Origin of the sequence: Nonomuraea sp. GTA35, assembly GCF_041950525.1 — a bacterium.
Lineage (GTDB): Bacteria > Actinomycetota > Actinomycetes > Streptosporangiales > Streptosporangiaceae > Nonomuraea.
Genome location: NZ_JBGNUV010000006.1, coordinates 568,251 through 595,088, shown reverse-complemented (window position 1 = coordinate 595,088; position 26,838 = coordinate 568,251). Strand labels below are relative to the sequence as shown.

Genomic DNA, 26,838 nt, shown 5'->3' with positions numbered 1-26,838 from the left:
CCGACTCCGCCCATGCGGCCACGTCGGGTTCTGTAGCGTGAACCCCACAAGTCGACGTGGAGGCATGTGGATGTTCAAGGTTACGGTCGCCCGGCTGCTCACGGTCGTCGTGCTGGTCACCCCGGTGATCATGCTGATCGGCGGAGCGGTTCCTCCTGGGGTGTCCTGGACCTGATCGCCGTGGGGGGCCGCAATGCGTGATCTGCCGTGGCCCGCAAGGGTCTATCTGGTCGCCGTGATCTGTGCGGCGGCCGCACTCGTCGTACGCGGCGTGATCGTCTCGGGCGCGCCGGTGGCCACGGAGGACCTCGACATCCTCCTGGTGCTCGCCCTGCTGTTCCTGGTGTGCGAGTCGATGCCGACGCTGCTCAACGTGGAGCAGTTCGCCGTGTCGGTGAGCTTCTCCGCCTCGCTCGCCGCCGTGGTGCTGCTCGGCCCCGAGGGCGCGGCGCTGGTGGGGCTGACCGCCGTGCTCAGCGTGCGGCCGGGGCTGCCGCTGATCAAACGGCTGTTCAACGGCGCGCAGTTCGCCATCTGCGGCTTCGTCGCGGGGCGCGTGTACGAGGCGCTGGACGGCCGCGTGGGCGTGCCGGAGGTCAACGCCTTCGACGACCTCATCGGCCCGTACGCCGCCGCCACGGCCGTCTTCGTGCCGCTCAACATCGCGCTCACGCTCACCATGATCGGGCTGGCCACCCAGGTGCGGGCCACCGAGGTGCCGATGCGGGGCATGGCCCAGTTCCTGCTGTCCTACCTGGGGTACGGGACGTTCGGGCTGCTGGTGGCCGGCCTGTGGGCCACGGTGGCGTCGATCTCGGCGGTGCTGGTGCTGCTGCCGCTGTTCGTGGCGCGCTGGGCGTTCGGCCAGTACCACGCGCAGCAGCGCTCGTACGACGCCACGATCGCCGCGCTCTGCCAGGCCGTGGAGACCAAGGACTACTACACCAGGGGCCACTGCACGCGCGTCTCCCACGCCTCCTCGATGATCGCCCAGGAGATCGGCATGGGGCTGGAGCGCGTGCGCGCCATCCGCTACGCCGGCATGCTGCACGACGTGGGCAAGCTCGGCGTGCCCACCAAGGTCCTGCAGAAGGACGGGCCGCTCACCGAGGAGGAGTTCGCCGCGATCCAGCTCCATCCGATGCGCGGGCTGGAGATCGTCAGGGGCATCGGCTTCCTCGACGAGGCGTACGCCGGGATCATGCACCACCACGAGAAGCACGACGGCACCGGCTACCCGATGGGGCTGGCCGGTGACGAGATCCCCGAGTTCGCCAAGGTGATCGCGGTGGCCGACGCGTTCGACTCGATGACCTCCGACCGTTCCTACCGCGGCGCCAGGCCCGTCCCCGAGGCCGTCGAGGAGCTGCGCAAGAGCGCGGGCACGCACTTCGACCCGGTGATGGTGGCGGCCTTCATCCGCGCGCTGGAGCACGAGCCGTGGCAGCCGCCGCGCCGCGTCGACCAGCCGCCGCCCGACGCCGCGGAGGCGACGATCAAGGACCACGACGACCCGACGATGCCCATCCAGGTCGTGACCGGCTCATGATCGCGACAGAGCGTGTCAGGCGCACCACCGGACGATCGCTGAACACGGTCCTGCGCCGTCTCGACTCCGGCCAGCTCCTGCTCATCTGCGCGGCCGGGCTGGTCGCGCTGGCGGGCGTGGCCCACACGGCGGCGGTCGGGCTGGAGCGGCCGGAGATCGCGGTCGGGTTCGGCGCGCTGATCGCGGTCGGCGAGCTGGCCAGGCTCACCATGCCGGGCAACAGGGAGGTCGCGCCGATCGGCGCCGCCGCCGCGCTGGGTTACACGCTGCTGCTCGACCTCAGCCAGGTCCCGCTGGAGCACTCCGCGCTGCAGGTCGTGGCCGTGATCGCGGTGGGCATGACGGCGGGGGCGCTCCCGCACCTGGCCGTCGGCCGCCCGCCGCGGCTCGACGCGATGGCCAGGCGGCTGCTCACCGGCGCGCTGCTGGCCTTCGCGTTCCGGCCGCTGGCGGCCCCGCTCTACGAGATGACCAAGCCGCCGACCCGGACGTGGTGGCCGGCGCTGGTGGTCATGGTCACGCTCATCGCGATCACCCTGCTCATCGACGTGCTGATCGCCGCGCTGCTGCGCGCCGAGCAGGTGCGTACGGCGTTCAGAGTGGCCGTGCGCGACGAGATCAACATGGCCTTCCCGCTCGGCGCCGCCGTGGCCTCGTCCGGCGTGCTGCTCGCCCTGGCCACGCACAGCATGGACCTGGTGGCGCTGCTGGTGTTCGCCGCGCCGCTGCTGGTCACCCAGGTGGCCTTCCGCAAGTACGCCGGCATCAGGGCGACCTACCTGCAGACCGTCCGCGCGCTGTCGCGGGTCACCGAGGTGGGCGGGTACGTCGAGCCGGGGCACTCACGCCGGGTCAGCCGCCTGGCCGTGGCCATCGGCAGGGAGCTGGGCATGGCCGAGCCCGAGCTGCTGGAGCTGGAGTACGCCGCGCTGATGCACGACATCGGCCAGCTCTCGCTGCGCGACCCGATCCCCGGCGGCGCGACCGTGCTGACCGAGCCCGAGCAGGCCCGCCGCATCGCCGAGCTGGGCGCGGAGGTGATCAGGCAGACGGGCGTGCTGGACCGGGTGGCCGAGGTGGTCAGCAGGCAGTGCGAGCCGATCACCGACGACCCGCCGCTGTCGAGCCGCATCATCAAGGTCGCCAACGCCTACGACGACCTGGTCGGGCCCTCCACCGATCGCGACCGAGGCGGGGCGGCGCTGGAGCGGATCCGGCTGTCGTCGGGGAGCGCGTACGATCCTCATGCGGTCGAGGCGCTCGCCCGGGTGATCGACCGCGGGCGGGTGTGAGACGAGGGGAGCCCCGCTGGCCGAGGGCGACGTGATCCAGGAAGGCGACCTGATCGCCGTCATCGGGTAGCGCGGGCGAGGAACTTGGCGCGGTCGACCACGATCCGCTCGATCGTGCCCTTGCCGACCACGGTGTGCTTGTCGTGCGCCTCGAACGCGAAGACCAGCCGCCGGCCGTCCACCTCGGTCAGCTCCACGCCGATCTGGACGTGCGCGCCGAGGGGGCTGGCGGCCAGGTGTTCGAGCTCGACCCGGGTGCCGACGGACGTCTCGCCGGGCGCGAGGTGCCGCTCGACGGCGCGTACGGTCGCCGCCTCGGCCAGCGCGAGCAACCGGGGCGTGGCCAGCACGGGAACGTCTCCGCTGCCGATCCGCTTCGCGGTGTCCTCCATCTCGACCATGATGAGCAGTTGGGCACGGAGACCAGGCGTGAGCGTCATGGGACGAGCCTCTCATGAGGCCGCTGACTTCCCGGAAACGCGGACAAGTCAGGCAGGAAGGCCCCAGGATAGGCTTTGTACGGCTTGAGGCATTTGAGTGGCATGTGGGTCAGGTGAGTCGTACACTCTCTGAGTTCCGTGACCACTGTGTTACCTCACCGCGACAAAACTTCGCTTTGTTGGAGATCCGCGGGGTGGGCGAGGTAAATGGGTTCCGGGACGTAGGGGGGTAGCGGGGGAATCATGGTGGCCCAAGGGACGACGCTGGCGGGGCGGTATCGGCTGGATACCCGCATCGGCGCCGGTGGCATGGGCGAGGTGTGGCGAGGCGAGGACGTCGTGCTCGCACGCACCGTCGCCGTCAAAGTGCTGCTCCCCGGCCGTATGGAGGACCCCGGGTTCGTCGCTCGCTTCCAGGGGGAGGCGCGGGCGATGGCCACGATCAACCACTCCGGCGTGGTCGACGTCTACGACTACGGCGTCAGCGGCGACACCGTCTACCTGGTGATGAAGTTCGTCGACGGCGAGCCGCTCGACCGCCTGCTCGGCAGGCTGGGGCGCATCCCGCCGCAGGCGGCCATGGAGCTCATCGCGCAGGCCGCGTCCGCGCTGCAGGCCGTGCACGACCAGGGGATCGTCCACCGCGACGTCAAGCCGGGCAACCTGCTCGTGCAGCGCGACGGCACCCTCGTCCTCACCGACTTCGGCATCGCCCGCTCCGACATCGCCAGCCGGCTCACCGACGCCGGCATGGTGCTCGGCACCGCCGCCTACTGCGCGCCCGAGCAGGCCGAGGGCGCCCCTGTGACGCCCGCCGTGGACATCTACGCGCTCGGCGTGGTCGCGTACGAGTGCCTGGTCGGCCAGCGGCCGTTCGACGGCGACAGCGCGGTCACGATCGCGCTCAAGCACATCCGCGAGGCTCCGCCGCCGCTGCCCCAGGACATCCCCCAGTCGGTGCGCACGCTGGTGGAGATCGCCCTGTCGAAGGACCCGGCCAGGCGTTACCCGAGCGCCCGCGCGATGAGCGAGGCCGCCAGGGCGATCGCCAGCGGGCAGGCGCCAGCCGTGCCCGAGCTGGCCACCGGCTCCACCATGGCCCAGCCCTCGCAGCAGCAGCCGAGCCAGCAGTACCCGCAGGGCCCAGGCGAGCAGCAGTACCCGCAGACGGGCCAGCAGTACGCCCAGAGCGGCCAGCAGTACCAGCAGACCGGCCAGTTCCAGCAGCCCGGCCAGCGCGACGCCAACCCTTACCAGACGGGCGCCAGGATGGCGCACGAGGACACGGCGATCTCCGACCGGCGCGGGAGCCGCCGCGCGGCCAAGGCGCCGCGCAGGACCGGCCTGATCGCGGGCATCGCCGCGGCGGTCGTGCTCGGCGCGGGCGCCACCGCGGTCGCGCTGACGGGCATGCCCCTCGGTGCCCCGGAGCAGACGGTCACCGAGACCCCCCTCGGCAACGACACGAAGACCACCAAGCCGCCGTCCAAGCCCGTGACCAAGACGACGAGGCCCGAGACCGATCCAACGACGAAGGAGCCGATCAGGCCTCCCGCCACCAGGGAGGGCAAGCCCACGCAGACGCCGGAGGACACCGAGGAGCCGACGAAGACGCCGACCAGCACGCCCTCGTCCACCCCGTCGACGTCGAAGACGCCCACCCCGACCACGTCCAGCAACAAGGTGCTGATGCCGAACGTGATCGGCAAGCGCTACCTCGAGGCGGTGGACATGGTGGAGGCGGCCGGCCTGCTGTCCAACCCCGACGACCAGACCACCACGACCGACGGCATGCGCTGCGGCCGGGTCAAGGCGTCCATGCCGGGCGCGGGCAAGGCGGTGACCAAGGGCACCACGGTCACCCTGGTCGTCGTCGACAGCGTCTGCCCCGAGGACGCCTCGCCCACGCCCACCCCGACGACCCCCACCCCCACGGCGAAGAAGTCGTAGGGGGTCGCTCACACCCCCGTCGTGTTGCGGGGGTAGGCGATCTGCGGGTCGGTGGCGATGTTGACCAGGTACGGCACGCCGGAGTCGAACGCCCTGCGCAGCGCGGGCCCGATCTCCGACGGCTTCGTCACCAGCTCGCCGCCCCCGCCGAGCGCGGTCACGACCTGGTCGTAGCGGCACTGCGGCTGCAGCTCGGCCGCCACGTCGTAGCCGTACAACATCTGCATGGGGTGCTTCTCCAGCCCCCACATGCCGTTGTTGCCGCAGACCATCACGACCGGGAGGTTGTGGCGGACGAGGGTGTCGACGTCCATCAGCGAGAACCCGGCGGCGCCGTCGCCGAGCAGCAGCACCACCTGCGAGGACGGCCTGGCCAGGCGGGCGGCGATGGAGTAGCCCAGGCCGGTGCCCAGGCAGCCGTACGGGCCCGGGTCGAGCCAGTTGCCCGGCTGCTTCGGCTCGACGTACTTGCCGGCGTAGGAGACGAAGTCGCCGCCGTCGCCGATCACCACGGCGTCGTCGTCGAGGACCCTGTTCAGCTCGCCGTAGACGCGCATCGGGTGGATCGGGTCGGAGCCGGAGGCCAGCAGCTCGGCGTCGCCGGCGATGGCCGCCCCGGCCGCCTCGGACAGCCTCGTGACCCACGAGGCGTACGCGTCGGGCTTGACCCCGGCCTCGCCGCAGGCCGTGCCGAGGCTCCAGAACACCACCGACAGGTCGCCGGCGGCGGACGCGGCCGGCTGCATGTGCGTGGCGAGCTGCGAGGGCGCGTCGGCGATGTGCACCACCCTGGCCAGCGGCGCGCCGTCCTTGCCGCCGAACCAGCCGTAGCCGAGCCGGAAGTCGAGCGGCGTGCCGATCACGATGACCAGGTCGGCCTGGGCGAAGGCCAGGCCGCGGGCCCGGGTGACGAGCAGCTCGTGGCCGGACGGCAGGATGCCGCGCCCCTGGCCGTTGGGGATGACCGGCAGCCGCCACGTCTCGGCGAAGTCGCGGGCGGCCTCCTCGGCGCGGTCCATCCACACGTCGGAGCCGTACACCAGCACAGGCCGCTCGGCCTCGGACAGCAGCCGCGCGATGCCCGCCAGGTCGTCGGGGTCGGGCTCCAGCGGTGACGGCGACTGCGTGTGCACCTCGTGGACCGGCGAGGGGGAGAACAGGTGGTCCATGTAGAAGTCGAGGAAGACGGGGCCGCGGTGCGGCGCGACCGCCGTGCGGAAGGCGACCTCGACGTCCTGGCCGACGGAGTCGGCGCCGGACGCGGTGAACGACAGCTTGGTGATCGGGTCGAGCAGCGGCGGGTGGTCCATCTCCTGCAGGGCGCCGCTGCCCCAGCGGGACTGGGGCGCCCTGCCGCCCAGGACGACCACGGGGGAGCCGTTGAAGTGGGCGGTCGCGACGCCGCTGACGCCGTTGGTGATGCCGGGGCCCGCGGTCAGCACGGCCAGGCCGGGTTTCCTGGTCAGCCTGGCGGTCGCCTCGGCGGCGAAGACCGCGCTCTGCTCGTGGCGTACGTCGAGGATGCGCATGCCCTCGTGCACGGCGCCGTCGTAGAGCGGGAAGACGTGCCCTCCCGACAGGGTGAACATGGTCTCGACACCGTAGGCCTTGGACACGGCGACGGCGGCGTCACCGGCGTGCTTCGCAGACTCCATGCCGGGAACTTACCAACCAGTCACACAGGTAAACAGACTTTCATCGGCAGCACACGCTCACGAGGCCCTCGGGCGCCCTCACGGTGATCTTCCTCGGCGCGTCGGGGGACCTCCTGACGTCGACGGTGGTGTTGGCGCCTTCGGCCGAGACGGCGTACAGGCTCGGCGGCACGTGCATGTGGACGTCGCCCGTCGTGCGCACGACCGCCTTGACCTGGGACGGGGCGCTGCGGAAGGTCAGCGCGACGTCCCCCGAGCCGACCTCCACGTCGGCCCGCTCGCTGCGCAGGCGATCCCCGTCCACGCGGCCCGTGCCGGTCCGCACCCAGAGGTCGCCGGCGAGGGCGTTGACGCGCACGTTGCCGGACACGGTCGTCAACCGCAGGTCGCCGAAGAGCTCGGAGACCACGAGCGCGCCGACGGACGTGGCGGCCTCGAGCGTGGTCTCCGGCGGCACGGCCACCACGTAGTCGGCCTCGCAGATCGGCCCCCGCGGCTGGTCGGAGCCGGGGCACACGGCGTCGAGCCGCAGCGTGGCGGACTCGGCGTCCCAGTCCTCGGTGACGGTGGGCCGTTCGCGCGACCAGCTCAGCGACCTCTGGATGAGCAGCTCGCCCGCCTTCCCCGACAGGACCCACACGTTCACCCGGCCCTTGCCGGCCTTGACGCGCAGCTCCTGGCCGTCGAACGGGATGGACCGCATGGTGACGTCCGTCGGTGTCCTGGCACTGGCGAAGCCGTGCCAGAGCAGCGCCGTGGACAGCACCAGGGCGAACACGGTGGCCGCGGCGCCGGCAGTCAGCCACACCGCTCTCACGGCAGGCTCCGGATCTTGAGGAACTGCAGCACGGCGAGCACCCGCCGGTGGTCGCCCTCGGCGGGCGGCAGGTCGAGCTTGGTGAAGATGTTGCCGATGTGCTTGCCCACGGCCCCCTCGCTGAGCACCAGGGCCTGCCCGATGCCGGCGTTGGAGCGGCCCTCCGCCATCAGCCTGAGCACCTCGTGCTCGCGCGGCGTGAGCCGCTCCAGCGGGTCGCTGTTGCCGCGCAGCAGGAGCTGGGCCACGACCTCCGGGTCGAGCGCGGTGCCGCCGGAGGCCACCCTGCGCAGCGCGTCGATGAACTCCGCCACGTCCGCCACCCGGTCCTTGAGCAGGTAGCCGACGCCGCCTGCCGAGGCGGAGGCGAGGAGCTGGGCGGCGTAGCGCTCCTCGACGTACTGCGAGAGCACCAGGACGGCCAGGCCCGGCTGCTGGCGGCGCAGCACGAGCGCGGCCCGCAGCCCCTCGTCGGTGTGCGTGGGCGGCATCCTGACGTCGGTGACGACCAGTTCGGGGCGGTGCTCCTCGGCCGCCCGCAGCAGGCCCTCCGCCTCGTCCACGGCCGCCACCACCTCCATGCCCGCGGCTGCCAGGAGCCGGATCAGGCCCTCCCTCAGCAGCACGGAATCCTCTGCGAGCACTACTCGCACGGCAGCTCCACCTCGATCGTCGTCGGTCCGCCCAGCGGGCTGGACAGCCGTAGCGTCCCGTCCACGGCGTCGATCCGCTGGGCCAGGCCGCGCAGCCCGGTTCCGCCGTCCATCCTGGCACCGCCGCACCCGTCGTCGTAGACGAGCACGTGCAGGCGGTCGCGCTCGCGCCGCACGCTCACCTCGGCCCTGGTGGCCGCCGAGTGCTTGGCGATGTTGGTGAGCGCCTCCGACACGGTGAAGAACGCCACCGCCTCGATGGTGGGCGTGGTACGCCGCTCGATGTCGACGCGCAGCTTGACGGGGAAGGGCGCGCGGGCCGCGACACCGGACAGCGCCGCGTCCAGGCCCTGGTCGTTGAGCACGGCGGGGTGCAGGCCGCGGACGAAGTCGCGCAGCTCCTTGAGCGCCTGCTTGGCCTCCTCGTGCGCCTGCTCGATGGCCTCGCGGGCCGGATCGGGCAGGTCGGTCAGGGTGGCCCTGGCCAGGCCCAGGTTCATGGCCAGGGAGACGAGCCGCTGCTGGGCGCCGTCGTGCAGGTCGCGCTCGATCCTGCGGCGCTCGGCGTCGGCCGCGTCGATCACGCCGGCCCGGCTCTCGGTCAGCGTCTCGATGCGCTGCCCCAGCTCCGTACGGCTGGGCCCGAGCAGCGTACGGGCCACCGACAGGTCCAGCGCGGCCATGCCGCGGGCCAGGAACGGCGCGAGCACCAGCAGCGCCAGGCCCACCAGGATGAAGCCGAGCTGGACCCGGTTGTCCCTGAGGTCGAGCGCGAACTCCAGCGGCGGCTCCTCCAGCTTCGGCGGCAGGAACGCCAGCAGCCCGACCACCGCCCCGCCCCATGCGAACGCCACCAGGACGGCACCGGCCAGGCCCACCACCGGCGACAGCAGGTGGTAGCCGATCTGCCGCCACGTCAGCGGATCGCGCCAGCTCGCCGGGGCGGGCACCGGCGGGATGCGCACGCCCTGGAAGGCGCGCAGCCGCGAGCGCTGCACCCTGGTGAACCACGGCAGGGCCCGCCGCAGCAGCGGCGGCGCCACGGCCAGCAGCAGCGTGAGCCCGCCGAGCAGCACGGCGACCGGAAAGCCGATCATCACATGGGCCGTGTCCAGCCAGGCCCGCGCCGACCAGGGACGGGGGACTTTCATGCCTCAACGGTATTGACCTGGAGCGAGGACGCGAAATGGGTCTGGTGTGCCGGTGCATGGTAGGGCTAGCCCCACCCCCGCGAACCGATGCGTCCGGCGTGGCATCCCGTGGTTCGGCTAGAGGCTGTGGCGCTGCCTGAAGGCCAGCGGGTCGAAGGCGCCGCCCAACGTGGCGCCCAGCCCCTCGCGGGCCGCCTCGGCGAACTCCTGGCGCCCCCGCAGGCCGCCCAGGCCTTCGGGCAGCGCGCCTGCCAGCGGCCTGGCCGCCAGCATCTCCAGATCCGTCACGCTGCCGCGCGCGGCGGCATCGGGCGCGGCCGGCCACCGCCCGATGACGATCCCGGCCAGGTCCAGCCCGTGGTGGGCCAGCGACTCCAGGGTGAGCGCGGTGTGGTTGACGGTGTCGCGGCAGGGCCGCACCACGACGAGGACCTGCGCGCGCAGGGCGCGGGCCAGGTCGGCCAGGGTGGCGCCCTCCTCGTCGTAGCGGTCGAGCAGCCCGCCGGCGCCGTCCACGACGACCAGGCGGTTGCTCTCGGCCAGCTCCCGCACCAGCCCGGCGGCCGCGGACAGCGACACGGGCGGAACTCCCGCAGCCCTGGCGCCCGCCGCGGGCGGCAGCGGGCCGGGGAAGCGGCCGAGCTCGAACGTGGTGGTGACGCCGGACAGCCGGATGACCTCGTCCACGTCGCCCGGCTCGCCGGCCGCCAGCCCGGTCTGCGCGGGCTTGACCACCGCCGCCGCGGACCCGCGGGCCAGCGCCAGCGCGCTCAGCGCCGCCGTCACGACCGTCTTGCCGACGCCGGTGCCGGTGCCCGTGACGACCAGGACGCTCATGGGCGGCGCAGGCGGGTGACGAACTTGTACCGGTCGCCGCGGTAGAGCGACTGCGCCCACTCGACGGGGTTGCCGTCGGCGTCGAAGGCGTGCCGGGTGAGCAGCAGCATCGGCAGGCCGACGTCCACGCCGAGCGCCTTGGCGTCGTAGGGGGTGGCCAGGACCGTCTCGATGATCTCCTCGGCGTCGGTCAGCCGCACGTTGTAGGCGTTGTGCAGCGTCTCGTACAGGGAGGCGTGCACCTCCAGCTCGCGCCGCAGGCGGGGGAAGCGGCGCGCGGACAGGTGGGTGGTGTCTATCGAGACCGGCTCGCCGTTGGCGAGCCTGAGCCGGTGGATGCGCAGCACGCGGCCGCCCGGGTTGATGGCCAGGCGCCGCGCGAGCGCCTCGTCGGCGGTGATGTAGCCGATCTCCAGGATCTTGGTGTCCGGCTCCAGGCCGGCCGTGCGCAGATCTCCGATGTAGGAGGTGAGCTGCAGCACCTGGGCCACCTTGGGCTGGGCCACGAACGTGCCCTTGCCCTGGATGCGCAGCAGCCGCCCCTCGACGACCAGCTCGGTCAGCGCCTGCCTGACGGTGGTGCGCGAGGTCTCGAACCGTACGGCCAGCGTGCGCTCGGGCGGCAGGGCCGTGCCGGGGGGCAGGGTCTTGGTGAGCTCGAGCAGGGCCCGTTTCACGTCGTAGTACTTCGGAACGCGGGGGCTGTCGTCTGTCACGCTCTCACCTTCACTTCTGCCACGGCGGTGAGGGCGTGTCTGATCACCGCGAGATCATCGGAACTCACTTCGGCCCGAGCGGTCAACCGCGGGCTGGAGCGGCCCGCAGGCTCCGGGCGCGTACGGGTGTGAGCACACGCGGATCCGGGCAGCTCAGGTTGATTGTGAAGGATATCCACAGCAGCGCGCACGATCGAAACCGAGGCCGGTCCGCGCGCCGTGTCGCGGAAGAACCACCTGCCCGTGTGGATCACCTCCGGCTCGCCGCGCACCGGCCCGTCCTGGGCTCCGGCGACTTCGACCCTGTGATGGTTCTCACAATATGAGATTGAACCCCCCGCCATATGGTGTTATGCCCCCGCTGGCGTGAACCCTGCCTGCTCGTCCGCTATCGGCTTCACCCTGCCGCCTCTCACCGGGAGTCGGTTTGGTTGTTGCGGGGGAAAGCACGCATGATGCACTCGTGCCGACTCTCAGCGACCTCGTAGCCCGCCACACAGCGCTCGACGAGGCGGACCTCGACTGGCTGCACTCGCTGGTCTCCGACTGGCAGTTGCTGGCCGACCTGTCCTTCGCCGACCTCATCCTGTGGGCGCCGCTGCTGGGGGAGAGCGGCTGGATCGCGATCGCCCAGATGCGCCCGACGACCGGCCCGACCGTCTACCACGACGACATCGTCGGCACCGTGGCCGCCAAGGGCGAGCGCAACCTCATCGACACGGCCTGGAACGAGCGCCGCATCTGCCGCGAGGGCGATCCCGACTGGTCCACCGGCGTGCCCGTCCGTGAGGAGACCATCCCCGTGCGCCGGGCGGTCGAGGGCGGCGAGGGCCGCTTCCTGGGGGTCATCCAGCGCTCCACGAACCTCTCCTCGGCCCGCACGCCGTCCCGCCTGGAGCTGACCTACCTCCAGAGCGCCTCCGACCTGGCGCAGATGGTGGCCGAGGGGCGCTTCCCGTTCTCCGGCGAGGAGCCGATCCTGGTGCGCTCGCCGCGCGTCGGCGACGGTCTGCTCAGGCTGGACAGGGCCGGGCGCGTCACGTACGCCTCCCCGAACGCGCTGTCCGCCTACCGGCGGCTCGGCCTGCACGCCGACCTGGTCGGCGCCGAGCTGGGGCGGGTCACCGCCACGCTGTGCTATTCGGACGAGCCGATCAACGAGGACCTCATGATCGTGGCCAGCGGGCGCGCGGCCAAGGAGACCGAGGTCGAGTCGGGCGGCACGATCGTGCAGTTGCGGGCCATCCCGCTGATCGTCGGCGGCGGCCGCATCGGCGCGCTGGTGCTCATCAGGGACGTGACCGAGCTGCGGCGGCGCGAGCGCGAGCTGATGACCAAGGACGCCACCATCCGCGAGATCCACCACCGGGTCAAGAACAACCTGCAGACCGTGGCCGCGCTGCTCCGGCTCCAGGCCAGGCGGCTCCAGGTGCCCGAGGGGCGGGAGGCGCTGGAGGAGGCGGTGCGCCGGGTCGGGTCGATCGCGATCGTGCACGAGACGCTGTCGCACGCACCCGAGGAGTTCGTCGACTTCGACGAGATCGCCGATCGGGTGATCGCGATGGCGGGAGAGGTGTCGTCGCCGGAGGCGGGTGTCACGCCGCGCCGGGTGGGGGCGTTCGGGGTGTTGCCCTCGCTCATCGCCACACCGCTGGCCATGGCGCTGACCGAGCTGTTGCAGAACGCGTTGCAGCATGGCCGGCCCAAGCGGCTGGAGGTGGTGGTCGAGCCCGCGCACGAGCGGCTGAACGTGACCGTCTGGGACGACGGCCGCGGCCTGCCCGGCGGCTTCGACCTCGACAGCTCCACCAGTCTGGGGCTGCAGATCGTGCGCACGCTGGTCGAGGGGGAGTTGTCCGGGCGGCTCACCATTGAGCCGCGCCTGGAGGGCGGCACGGAGGTCGTCCTGTCGATCCCGCTCCCGCCGGGCTGAACGCGCCGGCTTGACGACGGGGCCGCTGCTGCGCGCGGGCCGGCGTCGCGTCTGTTCTGGGGGTGTGGTGGGTCAGGCGGTGGCGCGGGCGCGGGCGCGGGCGGAGCGGCGCTTGAGCGCGCGGCGCTCGTCCTCGCTCATGCCGCCCCAGACGCCGGCGTCCTGGCCGGACTCCAGCGCCCACTTCAGGCAGGCCTCGACGGCCGAGCAGGAACGGCAGACCTGCTTGGCCTCCTCGATCTGCATGAGTGCCGGGCCGGTGTTGCCGATCGGGAAGAACAGCTCGGGGTCCACGTCACGGCAGGCAGCTCGGTGGCGCCAGTCCATGCGTCCACTCCTTAGTAGATGGAGCCTCTGGTCGGCTCCGTGCGGCTACTACTTTGTGAAGAGTTTCACTAACTCGCGCGAACAATTACCCGCATCCTTGTGTGGACCGGGGTTGCCCGCTGACGATCGGAGGACCCTGGGGTGTTTAAAGGTCCTACGTTCCGACGTCATGAACGAGCCTGTCAGCCACGGAGAGTGCACGCAAGGGGGTTGGCGGGAAGTTTTGGCGGTTATGGATGTCGGATGCGTCACACAATGACCGAATGTAACCGACTAGACCAGAACTTGTAATGCGTTCGGTGTAGACCGGAATGTTACGGTTTCCCGTTCTCCCAGGTAGTCGCCGTCCAGCTGGAAGGCCACGGGACGGTCCGCGGTGAGCGTGATCTCGGCCTCGTCGTGCATCTGGACGAGGTGCCGGCCGGACGGAAGGATGTCACTCTCCGTGAGAATGTGACGGATCACGTTCGCCAGCGTCATCGGCCCCATGCGCCGCATGCCGAGGAGGTCGAGCCCGGTCTCGAAGCTCGCCCACGGGGTGGGCCGGACGGGCCTGCTGCCCACGTACGTCCACGGCGAGGTGTTGGAGACGATCGCCATGAACACCCCGCCGGCGGCCGGGATGCCGGGGCCGGTCACGGTCATCGCGGGATGCCGCTTGTCCGTGGCCAGATAGTGCCTCAGAGCCGTGTTCACATACCGTGCAGGGGTAGCCTTACGCCCGGTGCCCCTGAGGCCCTCCACGGCCCGTACAACCTCTGCGTCGTAGCCCATCCCCGAGCAGAAGGTGAAGTAGCGGCTCTGCCCCTCCCAAAGGGCTTGGCCCAAACCCACGGTCCTGCGCCGGCCCTCCCTGAGCGCCTCCAGCACCTGGCCGGTCGACTCCACGGGGTCGTTCGGCAGGCCCAGCGCGCGGGCGAAGACGTTCGCGCTGCCGCCGGGGATGACGATCAGGCCGGGGCGGCCGGTGCTGGGGTCGTCCCTCGGCGGGTCGTCGCCGCCGTTCACCGGGTTCAGCAGGCCGTTGACCGTCTCGTTGATCGTTCCGTCGCCGCCGAGCACCGCGACCACGTCGTACCCCTTGGCCCGCGCGGTGGCCGCCAGCGAGGCGGCGTGCCCGCGGTAGCGGGTCTCCTCGACCGTGAGCTCGACCGCCGCGCCGAGCGCGCGGATCAGCACGTCCCGGGTACGGGCGTTCGTGGTCGTGGCCTTGGGGTTGACCAGCAGCATTGCGCGCATATCGCCAGCGTAGCCGGTGACCTTGTCCGACTTATCGGCCGAACGTCCTATTTTCCGGCCCGTCCGGCCCGGGAGGTAGGGTACGGACGTGAACGGTCGCCCGCTTACCCTGCTCATCGCCGCCTCGATCGTCGCCCTGGAAGGGCTGGTCGCGCTCGGGCTCGGCGGCTACGTCGCGGTGCAGACCCTGACCGGGGCACCGGACGACATCTCCACGGCCCTGGCCGTGGCGGGGTTCGGGCTGCTCGTCGGGGCAGGCCTGCTCTGGGTGGCCTGGGGCGGGCTGTTCAGGACGGAGCGGTGGGGGAGGTCGCCGGGCGTGCTGACGCAGATCTTCATGCTGCCCGTCGGCGGCACCCTCATCACGTCGGGCCAGCCGCAGCTCGGGATCCTGATGATCGTCGTGAGCCTGGCGGGGCTCGTGACGCTGCTGGCCCCCCCGACCACGCAGGCGCTCTACGGCGACGGCCAGGCGTCGGACGCGGATCCCTCGCGCCGTTAGGCCGGTTACCCCGCGCCGTCAGGCCGCTTCCACGCATCGGCGCGTTTCGGCGTCGGCGGTGGGCCCGTTTCCGCACATCGGGCCGCGGAGCGGCGACGCGCGGAAAGCCGGGGCTCAGTCGTCGGCGGTCAGGCCCTCGCGCAGCTGCGCCAGCGTGCGGGCGAGCAGGCGCGAGACGTGCATCTGCGAGATGCCCAGCTCGGTGGCGATCTGCGACTGCGTCATGTTGCCGAAGAAGCGCAGCAGCAGGATGCGCTTCTCGCGCGGCGGCAGCCGTTCGAGCAGCGGCTTGAGCGACTCGCGGTACTCGACGCCCTCCAGCGACTCGTCCACGATGCCGAGCGAGTCGGACACCGCGGGGGCGTCGTCGTCGCCCGAGTCGGGCGCGTCCAGCGAGACGGTGGAGTACGCGTTGGCCGACTCGAGCCCCTCGAGCACCTCCTCCTCGGTCATCTTGAGGTAGGAGGCCAGCTCCGCCACGGTCGGGGCGCGGCCCTCGCGCTGGGACAGGTCGCTGATCGCCTTGGTCAGCGAGAGCTTCAGCTCTTGCAGCCTGCGCGGCACGCGGACCGCCCAGCCCTTGTCGCGGAAGTGCCGCTTGATCTCGCCGACGATGGTGGGCGTGGCGTAGGTGGAGAACTCCACGCCCCGGTTGAGATCGAACCGGTCGATGGACTTGATCAGCCCGATGGTGGCGACCTGGGTGAGGTCGTCGAGCCACTCGCCCCTGTTGCGGAAGCGGCGAGCCAGGTATTCGACCAGAGGAAGGTGAAGCTCGACCAGCTCATCCCTGATGCGCTGGCGGCGCGGCTCCTCGGGGCCCAGCTCGGCCAGCTCGGCGAAGAGCATGCGGGCACGCACCCTGTCGGGCACGGCGTGTTCGCTGGTGGCCATGGCTCCAGTCCTTTCCGTCACGCCGGCCTCGCCGCGCCTCGGCGCTTACGCAGGACGATCGCCATGCGATCAGGGGAGTCGGTCACCGCGTCGACGTCGTCGGCCAGGGCGGTCAGCACCATCCAGGCGAAGTCGTCGCGCTTGGGCGCGGAGCTGCCGACAGTCGCCACCTCGACCCTGACCTGCATCTCCTGCCCGGTGAGCTCGAACTCCGCGGTGAGGTCGGTGCCGGGCACCGCCTCGTTCAGGAGCATGGCGCAGGCCTCGTCGACCGCGATCCGCAGGTCCTCGATCTCGTCCAGGGTGAAGTCAAGCCGCGCCGCCAGGCCGGCGGTAGCCGTACGCAGCACAGACAGGTAGGCACTCGCCGCGGGGAGCCTGATGCTCACCACGTCTCGGATGCCCGCCACGCCCTCCGCGCGCGTCTCGGTTTCCTCGGTCACGTTCCTCCTCGCGAATCCGACGCTGACTGCAACTTACCGCCCTTCAGAGGTGCTTGGATGAATCAGACTCGCCATCTACGGAAAAGGCTCTGTGCGGTTGGTAACCGCACAGAGCCTTATGTGCCGTTTTAGGCGGCCTTGGTCTCCCAGAAGATCTTGGAGATTTCGTCGATCTTGCCCAGCAGGTCCTCGGCCTTGGCGACCTCCACGGTGCCCTTGGCGCCCGCGGCGCCGGCGAGCTTCGTGGCGTCCCAGAAGAGCTGGTGCAGCTGAGGGTACTGCTCGAGGTGCGGCGGCTTGAAGTAGTCGGTCCACAGCACCCAGAGGTGGTGCTTGACCAGCTCGGCCCGCTCCTCCTTGATCTTGATGGCGCGGGCGCGGAAGACCGGGTCCTCGTTGGCCGCGTACTTCTCCATGATCGCCTTGACCGACTCGGCCTCGATGCGGGCCTGAGCGGGGTCGTAGACCCCACAGGGCAGGTCGCAGTGAGCGGAAGCGACATGCTTGGGTCGTAGCAGTCGTGCGAGCATCAGAAAATCCTTCCTGGATGCTGAATCAGCTTGGTCCATCAACGACCTTACTCGTGTCCCAACGCCTGCGGAGTGGGGGGTCTAGACGATGAGAGTGCGTGTCGAAGGGGATTCGATGCGGCCCGCGCTGCTGCCCGGCGACTGGCTCCTCGTACGCCGGGGGGCCACCGTGCGCCCCGGCGACCTCGTGGTGGCGAGGCTGCCCGGCGATCCCGATCGGCTCATCGTCAAGCGGGCGCAGTGGCACGGGGCCGGCGGCTGGTGGCTGGAGAGCGACAACCAGCGGGCCGGCGGGCGGCGCGACAGCTGGGACTTCGGGCCGGTGGACGACATCGTGGGGCGCGTGGTGCTGCGCTACTGGCCGCTCCTGCGCAGGTCGCCTCGCAAGGGCTAGGAGCCGTTCCTGCGGCGGGCGCGGAAGGCGGCGACGTTGGCGCGGCTGGCGCAGCGGGCCGAGCAGTAGCGGCGGGAGCGGTTGGACGAGGTGTCGAGGAAGGCCAGGCCGCAGTGCGGCTCGCGGCACCGCCCGAGGCGGTCCACGCCCAGCTCGGCGACGACCGAGGCGAGGCCCATGACGGCGGTCGCGGCGGGGTCCTCGGCCAGGTGCAGGTGCCAGTCGTGGCCGTCGTGGTCGGAGAGCTGGGGGCGCACGGGGTAGCGCACCAGCAGGGCGTTCAGCCGCTCGGCCACGGCGCGCGCGTCGCCGGCCGCGTCGAACACGGCGGCCAGCTCGTCGCGCAGCCGCCTGAGCTCGGGCGGCGGGTCAGGATCGTTGGCCAGCCGGACCGCCCACTCGGCGTAAGAGGTGAGGTCCATGCCGGTCCATTACAGCAGAAGGCGGGGCACCCGGGTGGCGAGCTTCCCGGTGTGCCCCGCCCCTGGCCGGCTACTCCTCCGGGTGCAGGACGCGGTGCAGGAACGTACGGGTGCGCTCCTGCTGGGGGTCGCCGATGACCTGAGCGGGGGCGCCGTCCTCGACGATCACGCCGCCGTCCATGAACACCACCCGGTCGGCCACCTGCCGCGCGAAGCCCATCTCGTGGGTGACCACCAGCATGGTCATCCCCTCCTCCGCCAGCTTGCGCATGACGGTGAGCACGTCGCCGACCAGTTCGGGGTCGAGCGCCGAGGTGGGCTCGTCGAAGAGCATCAGGCTGGGATTCATGGCCAGGGCCCTGGCGATCGCGACGCGCTGCTGCTGGCCGCCCGAGAGCTGGCCGGGCAGGGAGTCGCACTTGGCGCCGACGCCGACCTTGTCCAGGTTGTCCCGGGCGATGATCTCGGCCTCGCGCTTGCCGCGCTTCAGCACCCGCTGCTGGGCGATCATGACGTTCTGCAGCGCGGTCATGTGCGGGAACAGGTTGAACTGCTGGAAGACCATGCCGATGCGGCGGCGTACGGCGTCGAGGTCCACGTCGGGGTCGGTGACCTCGACGCCCTCCACGAACACCTTGCCCCTGGTCGGCGTCTCCAGCAGGTTCACGCAGCGCAGCAGGGTGGACTTGCCCGAGCCCGACGGGCCGATGACGCAGACCACCTGGCCCGGGTCGACGGTCATGTCGATGCCCTTGAGCACCTCGTTCTTGCCGAAGTACTTGTGCAGGTCGCGCAGCTCGATGGCGTGGGTTGTCATCGATTCCTCCCCTTACGCCCCTCCAGCCGGGACGCGAGGTACCCCAGCGGGATGGTGACGATCAGGTACGTGATGCCGGCGACCATGATGGGCGTGGCGTTGGCGTACTGGGAGGCCAGGTCGTTGCCGAACTTGGCCAGCTCGACGTACTCGCCGGACACGCCGAGGAACAGCACCAGCGACGAGTCCTTCAGCAGGGCCACGAACTGGTTGGTGGTCGGCGGGATGACCATCCGGATCGCCTGCGGGATCACCACGGTGACCTGGGCACGGGTGGCCGACATGCCGAGCGACCTGGCGGCCTCCGTCTGACCCTTGGGCACGGCCTGGAGGCCGGCCCTGAAGATCTCCGCCTGATAGGCCGCGCCGACCAGGCCGAGCCCGAGGATGCCCTGTCCGTACGTGCCGCCGGGCACCTCGAAGCCCGGCAGCGCCAGCGGCAGGAACACGATCAGCAGGAAGATCAGCAGCGCGGGCAGCCCGCGGAAGATCTCGATGTAGATGAGCGAGATCCACCGGTACGGCCGGACCTGCGAGAGCCGCATGAGCGCCAGCACCAGGCCCAGCACGAACGCGCAGACGAACCCGCCCACCGTGTAGATGATCGTGTTGCGCAGCGCGATGGTGAAGAGCTCGGGCAGCGCGGCACTCGCCACGTCGGCCTTGGCGAAGTTCTGGGCGAGGCTGGCCCAGTCGGCGTACAGTACGACGGCGACGAGCGCGGCGGCCAGTACGACGTATTGGATACCTCGGCTGACCTGCTGCTTTTTCCGAGGGCTGAGCCTGGTACGCCCAGGCTCAGCCGTCTTCGGCTGGTCGGCCATGGATCAGCCCAGCTCGCCGGGCTTCTTGCCGAACCACTTCACGTAGATCTTCTCGTAGGTGCCGTCCTGCTTGGCCTTGGCGATCTCCTCGTTGATCGTCTTGAGCAGGAGCGGGTCGGCGCCCTTCTTCAGGCCGATGCCGTACTGCTCGCCGGTGTCCAGGCTGCCGATCATCTCGAACTTGGCGGCGATGTCGGGCTTCTTCAGCCAGGTGAGGACGACGGGCAGGTCCTGGACGATCACGTCGGCCTGGCCGGCCTGCAGGGCCAGCAGCTCCTTGGCCGAGTCGGCGTACTCGGTCGGGTCGAAGCCCTGCTTCTTGACGTAGTCGAGGCCGGTGGTGCTGGCCTGGGCGCCCAGCTTGAGCCCCTTGGCCTTGACGTCCTCCAGCGAGGCGGCGCCGGTGCCCTTCTTGGCCAGCAGGGCCTGCGTGGCGTCGAAGTAGGGGTCGGAGAAGTCGATGTTCTGCTTGCGCTCGTCGGTGATCGTCATGCCGGCGGCCGCGACGTCGCACTTGTTCGCGGCCATGGCGGCACCACTCTTGATCACGGCGAAGTCGATGTCCACGATGTTCTGGGTCACGCCCAGCTTCTTCGCGGCGAGGTCGACGATGTCCACGTCGAACCCGACGATCTTGCCGCTCGCGTCCTTGAACTGGAACGGCTCGTACGGGATGTTCGTGCAGACCGTGAGCTTGCCGGGCTGCACCAGCTTGGCACCGCCGGCGGCGGAGGCGCTGGCGCTGGTCGTGCCGGTGCCCGAGCCGGTCTCACTGCCGCACGCGGTGAGCATGAGCGCAGTGGCCAAGGCGAGCGCGCCGGCGGCGTAGCCACGGCGGCCCAGGGGTCTGAGGGCCATGTACGGCCTCCTCGTAGTGAAAAGCCATGAAACTTGCGTTTTGTGCAGTTTAGATGGGGTTTAGCTGCGGTCTGTCACCCGGGATTTAACGATGCGTCAACAGAACGGCGTCGGCGCCGACACCGAACAGCATCTCAGCCTGTGGCAGTATGGGAAGACGGGTGACCCCCGAACCCCCTCACCAGACGACCGGCGAGGGGATCCTGGCAGCTACCGAAGCCAGCCCGCTCGCGCTCGTCCGCCGAAGGTTACTTCCGCTACCGATGACTACAGGGGTCGCTGTGGCTGCCACGCCCGCTTCTGCTTCCGTCGAAACACCCGACCTCGATCCGGCCTTCGCCCTGCACAGGGGAGGCAAGATCGAGATTCGCTCCACCGTCCCGGTCCGCGACGCCGACGACCTGTCGCTCGCGTACACGCCCGGCGTCGCCCGGGTCTGCACCGCCATCGCCGAACAGCCCGCGCTGGCCGGCGACTACACCTGGGTCTCCAACGTGGTCGCCGTCGTCTCCGACGGCACCGCGGTGCTCGGCCTCGGCGACATCGGCCCCGCGGCCGCCATGCCCGTCATGGAGGGCAAGGCGCTGCTGTTCAAGGAGTTCGCGGGCGTCGACGCCGTGCCCATCTGCCTCGACTGCACCGACGTCGACGGGCTCGTCGAGACCGTGGTGCGCCTGGCGCCCTCGTTCGGCGGCATCAACCTCGAGGACATCAGCGCCCCCCGCTGCTTCGAGATCGAGGACCGGCTGCGCGGCCTGCTCGACATCCCGGTCTTCCACGACGACCAGCACGGCACCGCCATCGTGGCGCTGGCGGCCCTGCGGAACGCCGCCCGGCTGACCGGCCGCACGCTGGGCGACCTGCGGGCCGTCGTGGCCGGCGCGGGCGCGTCCGGCGTCGCCGTCACCCGCATCCTGCTGGAGGCGGGCATCGGCGACATCGCGGTCTCCGACTCCAAGGGCATGATCTACGAGGGCAGGGAGGGCCTCAACCCGGTCAAGCAGGCGCTGGCCCGCGACACCAACCGGGCGGGCCACACCGGCTCCACGGAGGAGGCGCTGGAGGGCGCCGACCTGTTCCTGGGGCTGTCCGGGTCCACGGTGCCGGAGCGGGCGATCGCGTCCATGGCGCCCGACGCCATCGTGTTCGCCCTGTCCAACCCGACGCCGGAGGTGCACCCCGAGGTGGCCGCCAGGTACGTCAAGGTGGTGGCCACCGGCCGCTCAGACTTCCCCAACCAGATCAACAACGTGCTGGCCTTCCCCGGCGTGTTCCGGGGCGCTCTCGACGTGCGGGCCACCGCGATCACCGAGAACATGAAGGTGGCCGCGGCCAACGCGCTGGCGGGGGTGGTCGGTGACGACCTCTCGGCGACGTACATCATCCCGAGCCCGTTCGACGAGCGCGTCGCGCCCGCCGTGACGGCCGCGGTGGCCGCCCAGGCCCGGGCGGACGGGGTCGCGCGCGTCTGAGCCCCCACAGGCCGTCCTGGCGAGCGAGAGAGCCCTTTCCGGCCCTCGCTCGCCCCTTTTTTACCGCCTCTCACCAGGTCTTTCTGCTTTTCGGGTTACGTGGCCGTTTCGTGGGTAGTTGAGATCCCCGTCCAGGAGCCAGGGTCCGCCTGATCATGTGCAGGACGGCCCGGGGTGTGGGATGGAGTTTGGGTGACCTTTGGGAACTGCCATAAACCCTTTACGCAAGGTGCTATAACAGTAGCTCTCTGTAATGATGTGGGCGCCGACTCCTGTGACGAGGAGAGCGATGGAACGCGAGCCGAATCGACTGCTGCAGCAGCTCATCGCAGAGGCGGGTTTTTCCCACAAGGGACTGGCCAGGCGCCTCAACGATCTGGGAGCCGCACGTGGCACTCCGGGCCTCAAGTACGACCACAGCTCCGTCCTGCGATGGATCGGAGGTCAGAGGCCGCGCGATCCGGTCCCGTGCCTGCTCACCGAGATCTTCGCGCTCCGGCTAGGCAGGCCGGTCTCGTCGGAGGACCTGGGCATGCCGGCCGTCATCACACCCCTCGATCTCGGACAGGAGTTCACGCACACCTGGCAGGAGGGGGTCGCGACCGTGACGGCGCTGTGGCGGGCCGATGTGGAGAGACGGAGGTTCCTGATCGACTCGACGTTCGCGATTGGAGCAGGCTCTGTTGGAGCCGTACGCTGGCTGACATCGCCCTCTGAGGGGCGCCCGAGCGGCACGGGCACGCGGCGGGTAGGCCGCGCCGACATCGCCGCCATCCACGAGGTCACCCGCTCCTTCGGTGAGCTCGACAACCGCTTCGGCAGCGGACGCGTCCGCTCGTCCGTGGTCAAGTACCTCGACACCGCCGTCTCCCCCTTGCTCAAGGACGGCTCGTACGGCGAGTCCACCGGCAAGCAGCTGGCCGCCGCGGCCTCGGAGCTGACCCGCCTGGCGGGGTGGATGGCCTACGACATGGAGCAGCACGGCCTCGCCCAGCGGTACCTGATCCAGGCCCTGCGCCTGGCCAGGGGCGCCGACGACCAGACGCTGGGCGGCGAGATCCTGGCCGGCATGGCGCACCAGGCCATCTACATGGGCCAGCCGGCCCACGCCCTCGACCTGGCCAGAGCCGCCCAGATGGCGGCCCGCGCGGCCGGGGTGAAGACTCTCCTGGCCTCCGCGCACGTCCTGGAGGCCCACGCGCACGCCGGCCTGGGCGACGCCCGCTCCTGCGGCCACGCCCTCCACGAGGCCGAGTGCGCCTTCGATGCCCGCAAGCCCGCCGACGAGCCCAAGTGGCTCAGCTACTTCGACGAGGCCTACCTGTCCGCCAAGTTCGCCCACTGCTTCCGCGACCTCGGGGAGGGGGAGCGGGTCGTGCGCCAGGCGCGGCGCTCGCTCGACATGGACTCCCGGTACGTGCGGGGGCGCATGTTCAACCTGTCGCTGCTGGCCGCCGGGCTGCTGCAGTGCGGGGAGCTGGAGGAGGCGTGCTCGGCCGCGGCCGGCGCGCTGACGCTGGCGGCCGAGCTCCAGTCGGCGCGGTCGCGGTCGTACGCGGCTGATCTGCGGCGGCGGCTGGAGCCGTACAAGAACGAGCGGCCGGTGGCCGCGCTGCGCGAGCGCACGCGCGAGCTCACCGCCGTGTGACCTGATGGGCCCGGGCCGGCTTGTGCCCGGGCCCGTCGACAACCGTGCCGGCCGATCTTGGATCTTGACGGCCCGAGTTTTCTCTGACTTGATCAGGGCGCCGACATCTTCCCTTCCTCCAGATCGGAGATCCTGTGCGCCCTTTACGCCTCGAACTCACGCGCCGTTTGGCCGCCTTAAGCGGTGTCGTGGCCATGACGGCGGGATTGATCACTACGCTGGCCCCGGCGGCGGCCGCCGATTCCACGACCGACCTCGGTGTCTCCCTGGGCGTCACCTCCAAGAGCGGTGATGTGGTCGTGGGCGGCGGCAAGGTCTTCGTCTCCGCCGAGAACCAGATCGTCGTCGCCGACACCGCGGGCGAACTCAGCGGCGCCATCACCGGCCTCTCCGGTGCGCAGGGCCTCGCGATGCGGCCCGACGGCACGCGTCTGTACGCGGCGCTGCGCGGTTCCAACGAGGTCGTCGAGATCGACACGGCCACTCTCGCCATCACGCGGCGGATCGGCCTGGCCTCCAACCCGTGCCCGTCGTACCTGGCGCTGTCCGGAGATCGGCTCTGGGTCGGGTATGGCTGCCAACACATGTACAACGGAGGCGTTCTCGGCCTCGACCTGTCAGCGGGGGTGCCGCAGCCGGTCGAGTTCGGCCCGAACACGAGCTACGCGCCGATCCTCGCCGCCGCCGGTGACACACTGGTCTTCGGAGATCCCGGCGTCTTGCCGACGGACCTGTTGGTGTACGACGTGAGCGGCGCCTCGCCCACCTCACGCGGTGTGATCTCGGGCGGGGCGAACGGCGGCCTGTCCAACCTGCTGGACCTGGCCATCACGGCGGACGGCTCCGAGGTCATCTCGTCGTTCGGTCACCCCTACCGCTTCGACGTCTGGGACACCACCAGCCTGACCAGGACGCGTACTTACGGGGAGGATTCCACCTCCCATGGCTCCTGGCAGGCCGTCGCCATCAGCCCGGACGGTGAGCATGTCGCGGGAGGCAGCAAGCGGGGCAGCGTGGATCTGACCCTGTTCGACACCGCAACGGCGGCGACGACGTACACGACCGCCAATCCGGCCGGTGACGTGATGCAGGGAAGCCTGGCTTTCTCCGGCGACGACGTCTTCAGCGTGCTGAGGGCCTCACGCGACGGCAGACTTCATCTGTGGCGCGCGGAGGACGTGACTCTCAGCGGATCCACGCTGACGCTGACGCCCCCTGACTGGTCGATCGTGTCGAAACCGCTCACCATGACCGGCCGGCTCACGCTGTCCCACGAGTCGGCTCCCGGTCCGCAGCAACTGGTCGTGACCCGTCGCCCGGACTACGGGAGTGCTTCCACGCTCCCTGGCGTGACCACCGAGGCAGACGGTACGTTCACCTTCACCGACACGCCGACGGTGGCCGGGGGCACCACCTGGGAGGTGCGCTGGAACGGGGACTCCCTCCACCGGGCGAGCACGGTGTCGGTGAACATCTGGACCCGCCTTCCCGCCTCGCTCACCCTGACCGGCCCTGCGGAAGGGCTTGTCGGCAGCCCACTGCGGCTCACCGGCACACTGACCACCGACGGCCAGGCTCCGCCCGCGGGGACTCCGGTGAGCGTGCAGCGCATCCTCACCAAGGACGGGGAAACCGTCACCACGGATTTGCCGGGCGTGGCCACCGCCGATGACGGCTCGTTCGGCTTCACCGACACGCCGGCGGAGGCCGGCCGTTACCGGTACACCGTTCAGTGGGGTGACACCCACTTCGAGCCCGCTGAGGCCGGCCACGAGGTCACGGTCCAGGAGGATGCTGGCCGGTAACTCGTTGTCGCCTGGGTGGGCCCGGGGCGGCATGTGCCCGGGCCCACCGCTGGGTTACTTCAGGAGCTCGCCGTTGGGGCCGACGATCTTCTTCGTCTCGGCGAAGTTCGCCTTGTTGTAGACGTCGGCGGTCTCGCCGTCGAAGATGGCCGAGCTGATGGTGTCGATCCGGTCGTTGCCGTCGTTGTCGGCGAAGACGCTGGTCACGCCGTTGACGTAGCCGGTGCGCTTGCTGTTGTTGTACTTCATGAGCCACGGGCCGCCGTCGGCGCCCCACGTCATGGAGCACTTGAGCACCTGGTGGGTCTCGACCTTGAACGTGTTGACCTGGACGCTCTTCGTGCCGGTCTTGCCGGTGCACCACTTGGGGGTGACGCCGGTGAACGGCCTGTCGCCGTCGGGGTGCGGGGCGCTCGGGTAGCCGAAGACCGTTACCTGCTGGCCGAGCGGCTGGTTCCAGGCGAAGCCCTGGCCGCCGACGACGTCGCCGAGGCGGCCGAGGTCCTTGGCCAGGCCGATGTGGTAGTGGTCGCGGAAGTAGCGGACCGTCTTGCCGGCCTTGACCCACTGCTTGACGTAGTAGCGGGTCTCGAACCACGCGGTCTCGGTACCGTTGGCGTCCTTGGTGACGGTGAGCTTGCCGAGGTACTTGCCGTCGCCCTTCTCAGCCGTGAGCTTCTTGAACTCCTCCTGGCTGATGGGGGTCGGGCCGGCCTGCTCGTACTGCTCGCCGTTGACGTCGCTCGCGGTGTCCTTCGGCGCCTTGTTGTACTCGGACTCGGTGACCTCGACCTTGGTCAGGATCTTCTCGCCCGAGTAGTTGTGCGCGACCTTCTCCGGCGTGACGTCGAAGTCCTTCGACCAGTACGGCCCCGCGGGTCCGTACTTCTCGAACCCGGCGTCGTACTCTTCCTTCTTGATCTCTTCGTGCTTGACCCACTTGTCGCCGCCCCAGGCGTGGAACTCGCTCTTGACGACCTCCTTGGAGCCCGTCAGCGCGAAGCCGTTGTGCACCGCGACGAAGGCGTAGTCGCCGTCGTAGTCGTCGTAGGTGTCGAGGTCGTAAGCGGTGAAGGCGTAGGCGCCGACGTAGACGCCCCAGGGGGCCTTGCCCTGGTAGTAGCCCGGCACGAAGATCCACTTGCGGTAGACCTCGTCCTTGCCGTTCTCGAACACGCAGTGGCCGGCGGTGGCGACCAGGTTGCGGTTCCTCGACTGGATGGAGGTGGCCGAGCACCAGCGGTAGTGGCCCGACTTGTCGAGGAAGAAGACCTTGCCGATGGTCTTCGGCAGGTTCACGTTCTTGCTCGTACCAGCCTTGGGGGTGGTGGTCGGGCCCGTCATGCCGGGCTTGCCGTCGGGGACGCCCTTGCTGCCCGAGCTGACGACCTTCGGCACGTCCTTGGCGTCCAGGTTGTACTGCGTGGCCTTCCGCAGGGCGGCTCCGTTCGAGTCGAGCCAGAAAAAGGCGGCACCGTACGCGTCGGCCGGCTTGGGCAGGAGGTCTTCGGATGCCCAGGACGGTGCGGCGTTGGCGGGCGAGGCGAGTACGGCGGCGCTCAGGCCGGCGGCGGCGAGGGGGATGAGCAGGCGCTTCACGGGAGGCTCCACAGTTGTCAAAAAGGGTGTAAAGACCCTATCGACCCACCAGTCACTCTGGTAAGGGGAAT

General features: G+C 70.4%; 26 protein-coding genes. 9 read left to right on the top strand and 17 right to left on the bottom strand.

Annotation, left to right across the window (positions count from 1 at the left end):
• Positions 1-193: 193 nt before the first annotated feature.
• Positions 194-1,549, top strand: coding sequence for an HD-GYP domain-containing protein (locus ACBJ32_RS29365; RefSeq protein ID WP_357871720.1), 1,356 nt, complete (start codon positions 194-196; stop codon positions 1,547-1,549).
• A complete protein-coding gene (locus ACBJ32_RS29360) occupies positions 1,546-2,841 on the top strand; it encodes an HD-GYP domain-containing protein (RefSeq protein WP_375129418.1) in 1,296 nt (431 codons plus the stop codon). Before ACBJ32_RS29365 ends, ACBJ32_RS29360 begins: the two co-directional genes overlap by 4 nt.
• 59 nt (positions 2,842-2,900) lie before the next feature.
• Here ACBJ32_RS29360 and ACBJ32_RS29355 read toward each other — a convergent pair whose 3' ends face one another.
• Positions 2,901-3,281 carry a thioesterase family protein gene (locus ACBJ32_RS29355; protein WP_357871729.1) on the bottom strand — a complete coding sequence of 127 codons (381 nt, stop codon included), beginning with the start codon at positions 3,279-3,281 and terminating at the stop codon, positions 2,901-2,903.
• Positions 3,282-3,524: 243 nt separating this feature from the next.
• On the opposite strand from ACBJ32_RS29355, the gene ACBJ32_RS29350 reads away from it, so the two are divergent.
• A complete protein-coding gene (locus ACBJ32_RS29350) occupies positions 3,525-5,231 on the top strand; it encodes a serine/threonine-protein kinase (RefSeq protein WP_375129417.1) in 1,707 nt (568 codons plus the stop codon).
• A gap of 8 nt (positions 5,232-5,239) precedes the next feature.
• Here the strand turns inward: ACBJ32_RS29350 and ACBJ32_RS29345 are convergent, their stop codons facing one another.
• From ACBJ32_RS29345 to ACBJ32_RS29320, 6 genes are all read right to left on the bottom strand, one after another.
• Positions 5,240-6,886, bottom strand: coding sequence for an acetolactate synthase (locus ACBJ32_RS29345; RefSeq protein ID WP_375129416.1), 1,647 nt, complete (start codon positions 6,884-6,886; stop codon positions 5,240-5,242).
• A 40-nt stretch (positions 6,887-6,926) separates the two neighbouring features.
• Entirely contained in the window at positions 6,927-7,694 is a 768-nt protein-coding gene (locus ACBJ32_RS29340; RefSeq protein WP_375129415.1) for a hypothetical protein, read from the bottom strand.
• Between the two features lie 5 nt (positions 7,695-7,699).
• Positions 7,700-8,356, bottom strand: coding sequence for a response regulator transcription factor (locus tag ACBJ32_RS29335; protein ID WP_185101018.1), 657 nt, complete (start codon positions 8,354-8,356; stop codon positions 7,700-7,702).
• On the bottom strand, positions 8,347-9,507 hold the full coding sequence (locus ACBJ32_RS29330; protein WP_375129414.1) for a histidine kinase: 1,161 nt from the start codon (positions 9,505-9,507) through the stop codon (positions 8,347-8,349). The genes ACBJ32_RS29335 and ACBJ32_RS29330 overlap by 10 nt, the downstream gene beginning before the upstream one ends.
• Positions 9,508-9,624: 117 nt before the next feature.
• A complete protein-coding gene (gene bioD / locus ACBJ32_RS29325) occupies positions 9,625-10,344 on the bottom strand; it encodes a dethiobiotin synthase (protein ID WP_375129413.1) in 720 nt (239 codons plus the stop codon).
• Positions 10,341-11,060: a GntR family transcriptional regulator gene (locus tag ACBJ32_RS29320; RefSeq protein WP_148442136.1), complete on the bottom strand. Its 720-nt coding sequence runs from the start codon at positions 11,058-11,060 to the stop codon at positions 10,341-10,343. The genes bioD and ACBJ32_RS29320 overlap by 4 nt, the downstream gene beginning before the upstream one ends.
• A 463-nt stretch (positions 11,061-11,523) precedes the next feature.
• On the opposite strand from ACBJ32_RS29320, the gene ACBJ32_RS29315 reads away from it, so the two are divergent.
• Positions 11,524-12,993, top strand: a complete 1,470-nt coding sequence (locus ACBJ32_RS29315; protein ID WP_357871747.1) for a histidine kinase N-terminal domain-containing protein — start codon at positions 11,524-11,526, stop codon at positions 12,991-12,993.
• A 72-nt stretch (positions 12,994-13,065) separates the two neighbouring features.
• Here the strand turns inward: ACBJ32_RS29315 and ACBJ32_RS29310 are convergent, their stop codons facing one another.
• Both ACBJ32_RS29310 and ACBJ32_RS29305 read right to left on the bottom strand, forming a co-directional pair.
• Positions 13,066-13,320, bottom strand: a complete 255-nt coding sequence (locus tag ACBJ32_RS29310) for a WhiB family transcriptional regulator (protein ID WP_357871749.1) — start codon at positions 13,318-13,320, stop codon at positions 13,066-13,068.
• A gap of 273 nt (positions 13,321-13,593) precedes the next feature.
• Entirely contained in the window at positions 13,594-14,559 is a 966-nt protein-coding gene (locus ACBJ32_RS29305; protein ID WP_375129412.1) for a diacylglycerol/lipid kinase family protein, read from the bottom strand.
• Positions 14,560-14,647: 88 nt separating this feature from the next.
• On the opposite strand from ACBJ32_RS29305, the gene ACBJ32_RS29300 reads away from it, so the two are divergent.
• Positions 14,648-15,061 (top strand): hypothetical protein, encoded by a 414-nt coding sequence (locus ACBJ32_RS29300; protein ID WP_357871755.1) that lies wholly within the window; start codon positions 14,648-14,650, stop codon positions 15,059-15,061.
• A gap of 114 nt (positions 15,062-15,175) precedes the next feature.
• Here the strand turns inward: ACBJ32_RS29300 and ACBJ32_RS29295 are convergent, their stop codons facing one another.
• The 3 genes from ACBJ32_RS29295 to sodN form a co-directional block, all read right to left on the bottom strand.
• Positions 15,176-15,955 carry an RNA polymerase sigma factor SigF gene (locus tag ACBJ32_RS29295; RefSeq protein ID WP_171074665.1) on the bottom strand — a complete coding sequence of 260 codons (780 nt, stop codon included), beginning with the start codon at positions 15,953-15,955 and terminating at the stop codon, positions 15,176-15,178.
• A 17-nt stretch (positions 15,956-15,972) separates the two neighbouring features.
• Complete coding sequence (locus tag ACBJ32_RS29290) at positions 15,973-16,398, bottom strand: anti-sigma factor (RefSeq protein WP_225269218.1); 426 nt, start codon at positions 16,396-16,398, stop codon at positions 15,973-15,975.
• Between the two features lie 128 nt (positions 16,399-16,526).
• A complete protein-coding gene (gene sodN, locus ACBJ32_RS29285) occupies positions 16,527-16,928 on the bottom strand; it encodes a superoxide dismutase, Ni (protein ID WP_148442130.1) in 402 nt (133 codons plus the stop codon).
• Positions 16,929-17,016: 88 nt separating this feature from the next.
• Here sodN and ACBJ32_RS29280 point away from each other — a divergent pair, with 88 nt between their 5' ends.
• The gene (locus tag ACBJ32_RS29280; RefSeq protein ID WP_375129411.1) at positions 17,017-17,322 is read left to right on the top strand and encodes a S24 family peptidase; all 306 of its coding nucleotides are present in this window, start codon (positions 17,017-17,019) and stop codon (positions 17,320-17,322) included.
• On the opposite strand, the gene ACBJ32_RS29275 is transcribed toward ACBJ32_RS29280, so the two are convergent.
• From ACBJ32_RS29275 to ACBJ32_RS29260, 4 genes are all read right to left on the bottom strand, one after another.
• Positions 17,319-17,744 (bottom strand): CGNR zinc finger domain-containing protein, encoded by a 426-nt coding sequence (locus ACBJ32_RS29275; RefSeq protein WP_375129410.1) that lies wholly within the window; start codon positions 17,742-17,744, stop codon positions 17,319-17,321. The genes ACBJ32_RS29280 and ACBJ32_RS29275 overlap by 4 nt on opposite strands.
• A 70-nt stretch (positions 17,745-17,814) precedes the next feature.
• On the bottom strand, positions 17,815-18,561 hold the full coding sequence (locus ACBJ32_RS29270) for an amino acid ABC transporter ATP-binding protein (protein WP_357871763.1): 747 nt from the start codon (positions 18,559-18,561) through the stop codon (positions 17,815-17,817).
• On the bottom strand, positions 18,558-19,385 hold the full coding sequence (locus ACBJ32_RS29265; protein ID WP_357871766.1) for an amino acid ABC transporter permease: 828 nt from the start codon (positions 19,383-19,385) through the stop codon (positions 18,558-18,560). Before ACBJ32_RS29265 ends, ACBJ32_RS29270 begins: the two co-directional genes overlap by 4 nt.
• 3 nt (positions 19,386-19,388) lie before the next feature.
• Positions 19,389-20,243 (bottom strand): ABC transporter substrate-binding protein, encoded by an 855-nt coding sequence (locus ACBJ32_RS29260; RefSeq protein WP_375129409.1) that lies wholly within the window; start codon positions 20,241-20,243, stop codon positions 19,389-19,391.
• Between the two features lie 263 nt (positions 20,244-20,506).
• Here ACBJ32_RS29260 and ACBJ32_RS29255 point away from each other — a divergent pair, with 263 nt between their 5' ends.
• The 3 genes from ACBJ32_RS29255 (at position 20,507) to ACBJ32_RS29245 (ending at position 25,168) form a co-directional block, all read left to right on the top strand.
• The gene (locus tag ACBJ32_RS29255) at positions 20,507-21,715 is read left to right on the top strand and encodes an NADP-dependent malic enzyme (RefSeq protein WP_375129408.1); all 1,209 of its coding nucleotides are present in this window, start codon (positions 20,507-20,509) and stop codon (positions 21,713-21,715) included.
• Positions 21,716-22,004: 289 nt separating this feature from the next.
• A complete protein-coding gene (locus tag ACBJ32_RS29250; protein WP_357871774.1) occupies positions 22,005-23,363 on the top strand; it encodes a hypothetical protein in 1,359 nt (452 codons plus the stop codon).
• 206 nt (positions 23,364-23,569) lie between these two features.
• Positions 23,570-25,168, top strand: a complete 1,599-nt coding sequence (locus ACBJ32_RS29245) for a hypothetical protein (protein WP_375129407.1) — start codon at positions 23,570-23,572, stop codon at positions 25,166-25,168.
• Positions 25,169-25,222: 54 nt separating this feature from the next.
• On the opposite strand, the gene ACBJ32_RS29240 is transcribed toward ACBJ32_RS29245, so the two are convergent.
• Complete coding sequence (locus tag ACBJ32_RS29240; protein WP_375129406.1) at positions 25,223-26,767, bottom strand: trypsin-like serine peptidase; 1,545 nt, start codon at positions 26,765-26,767, stop codon at positions 25,223-25,225.
• Between the last annotated feature and the right edge of the window lie 71 nt (positions 26,768-26,838).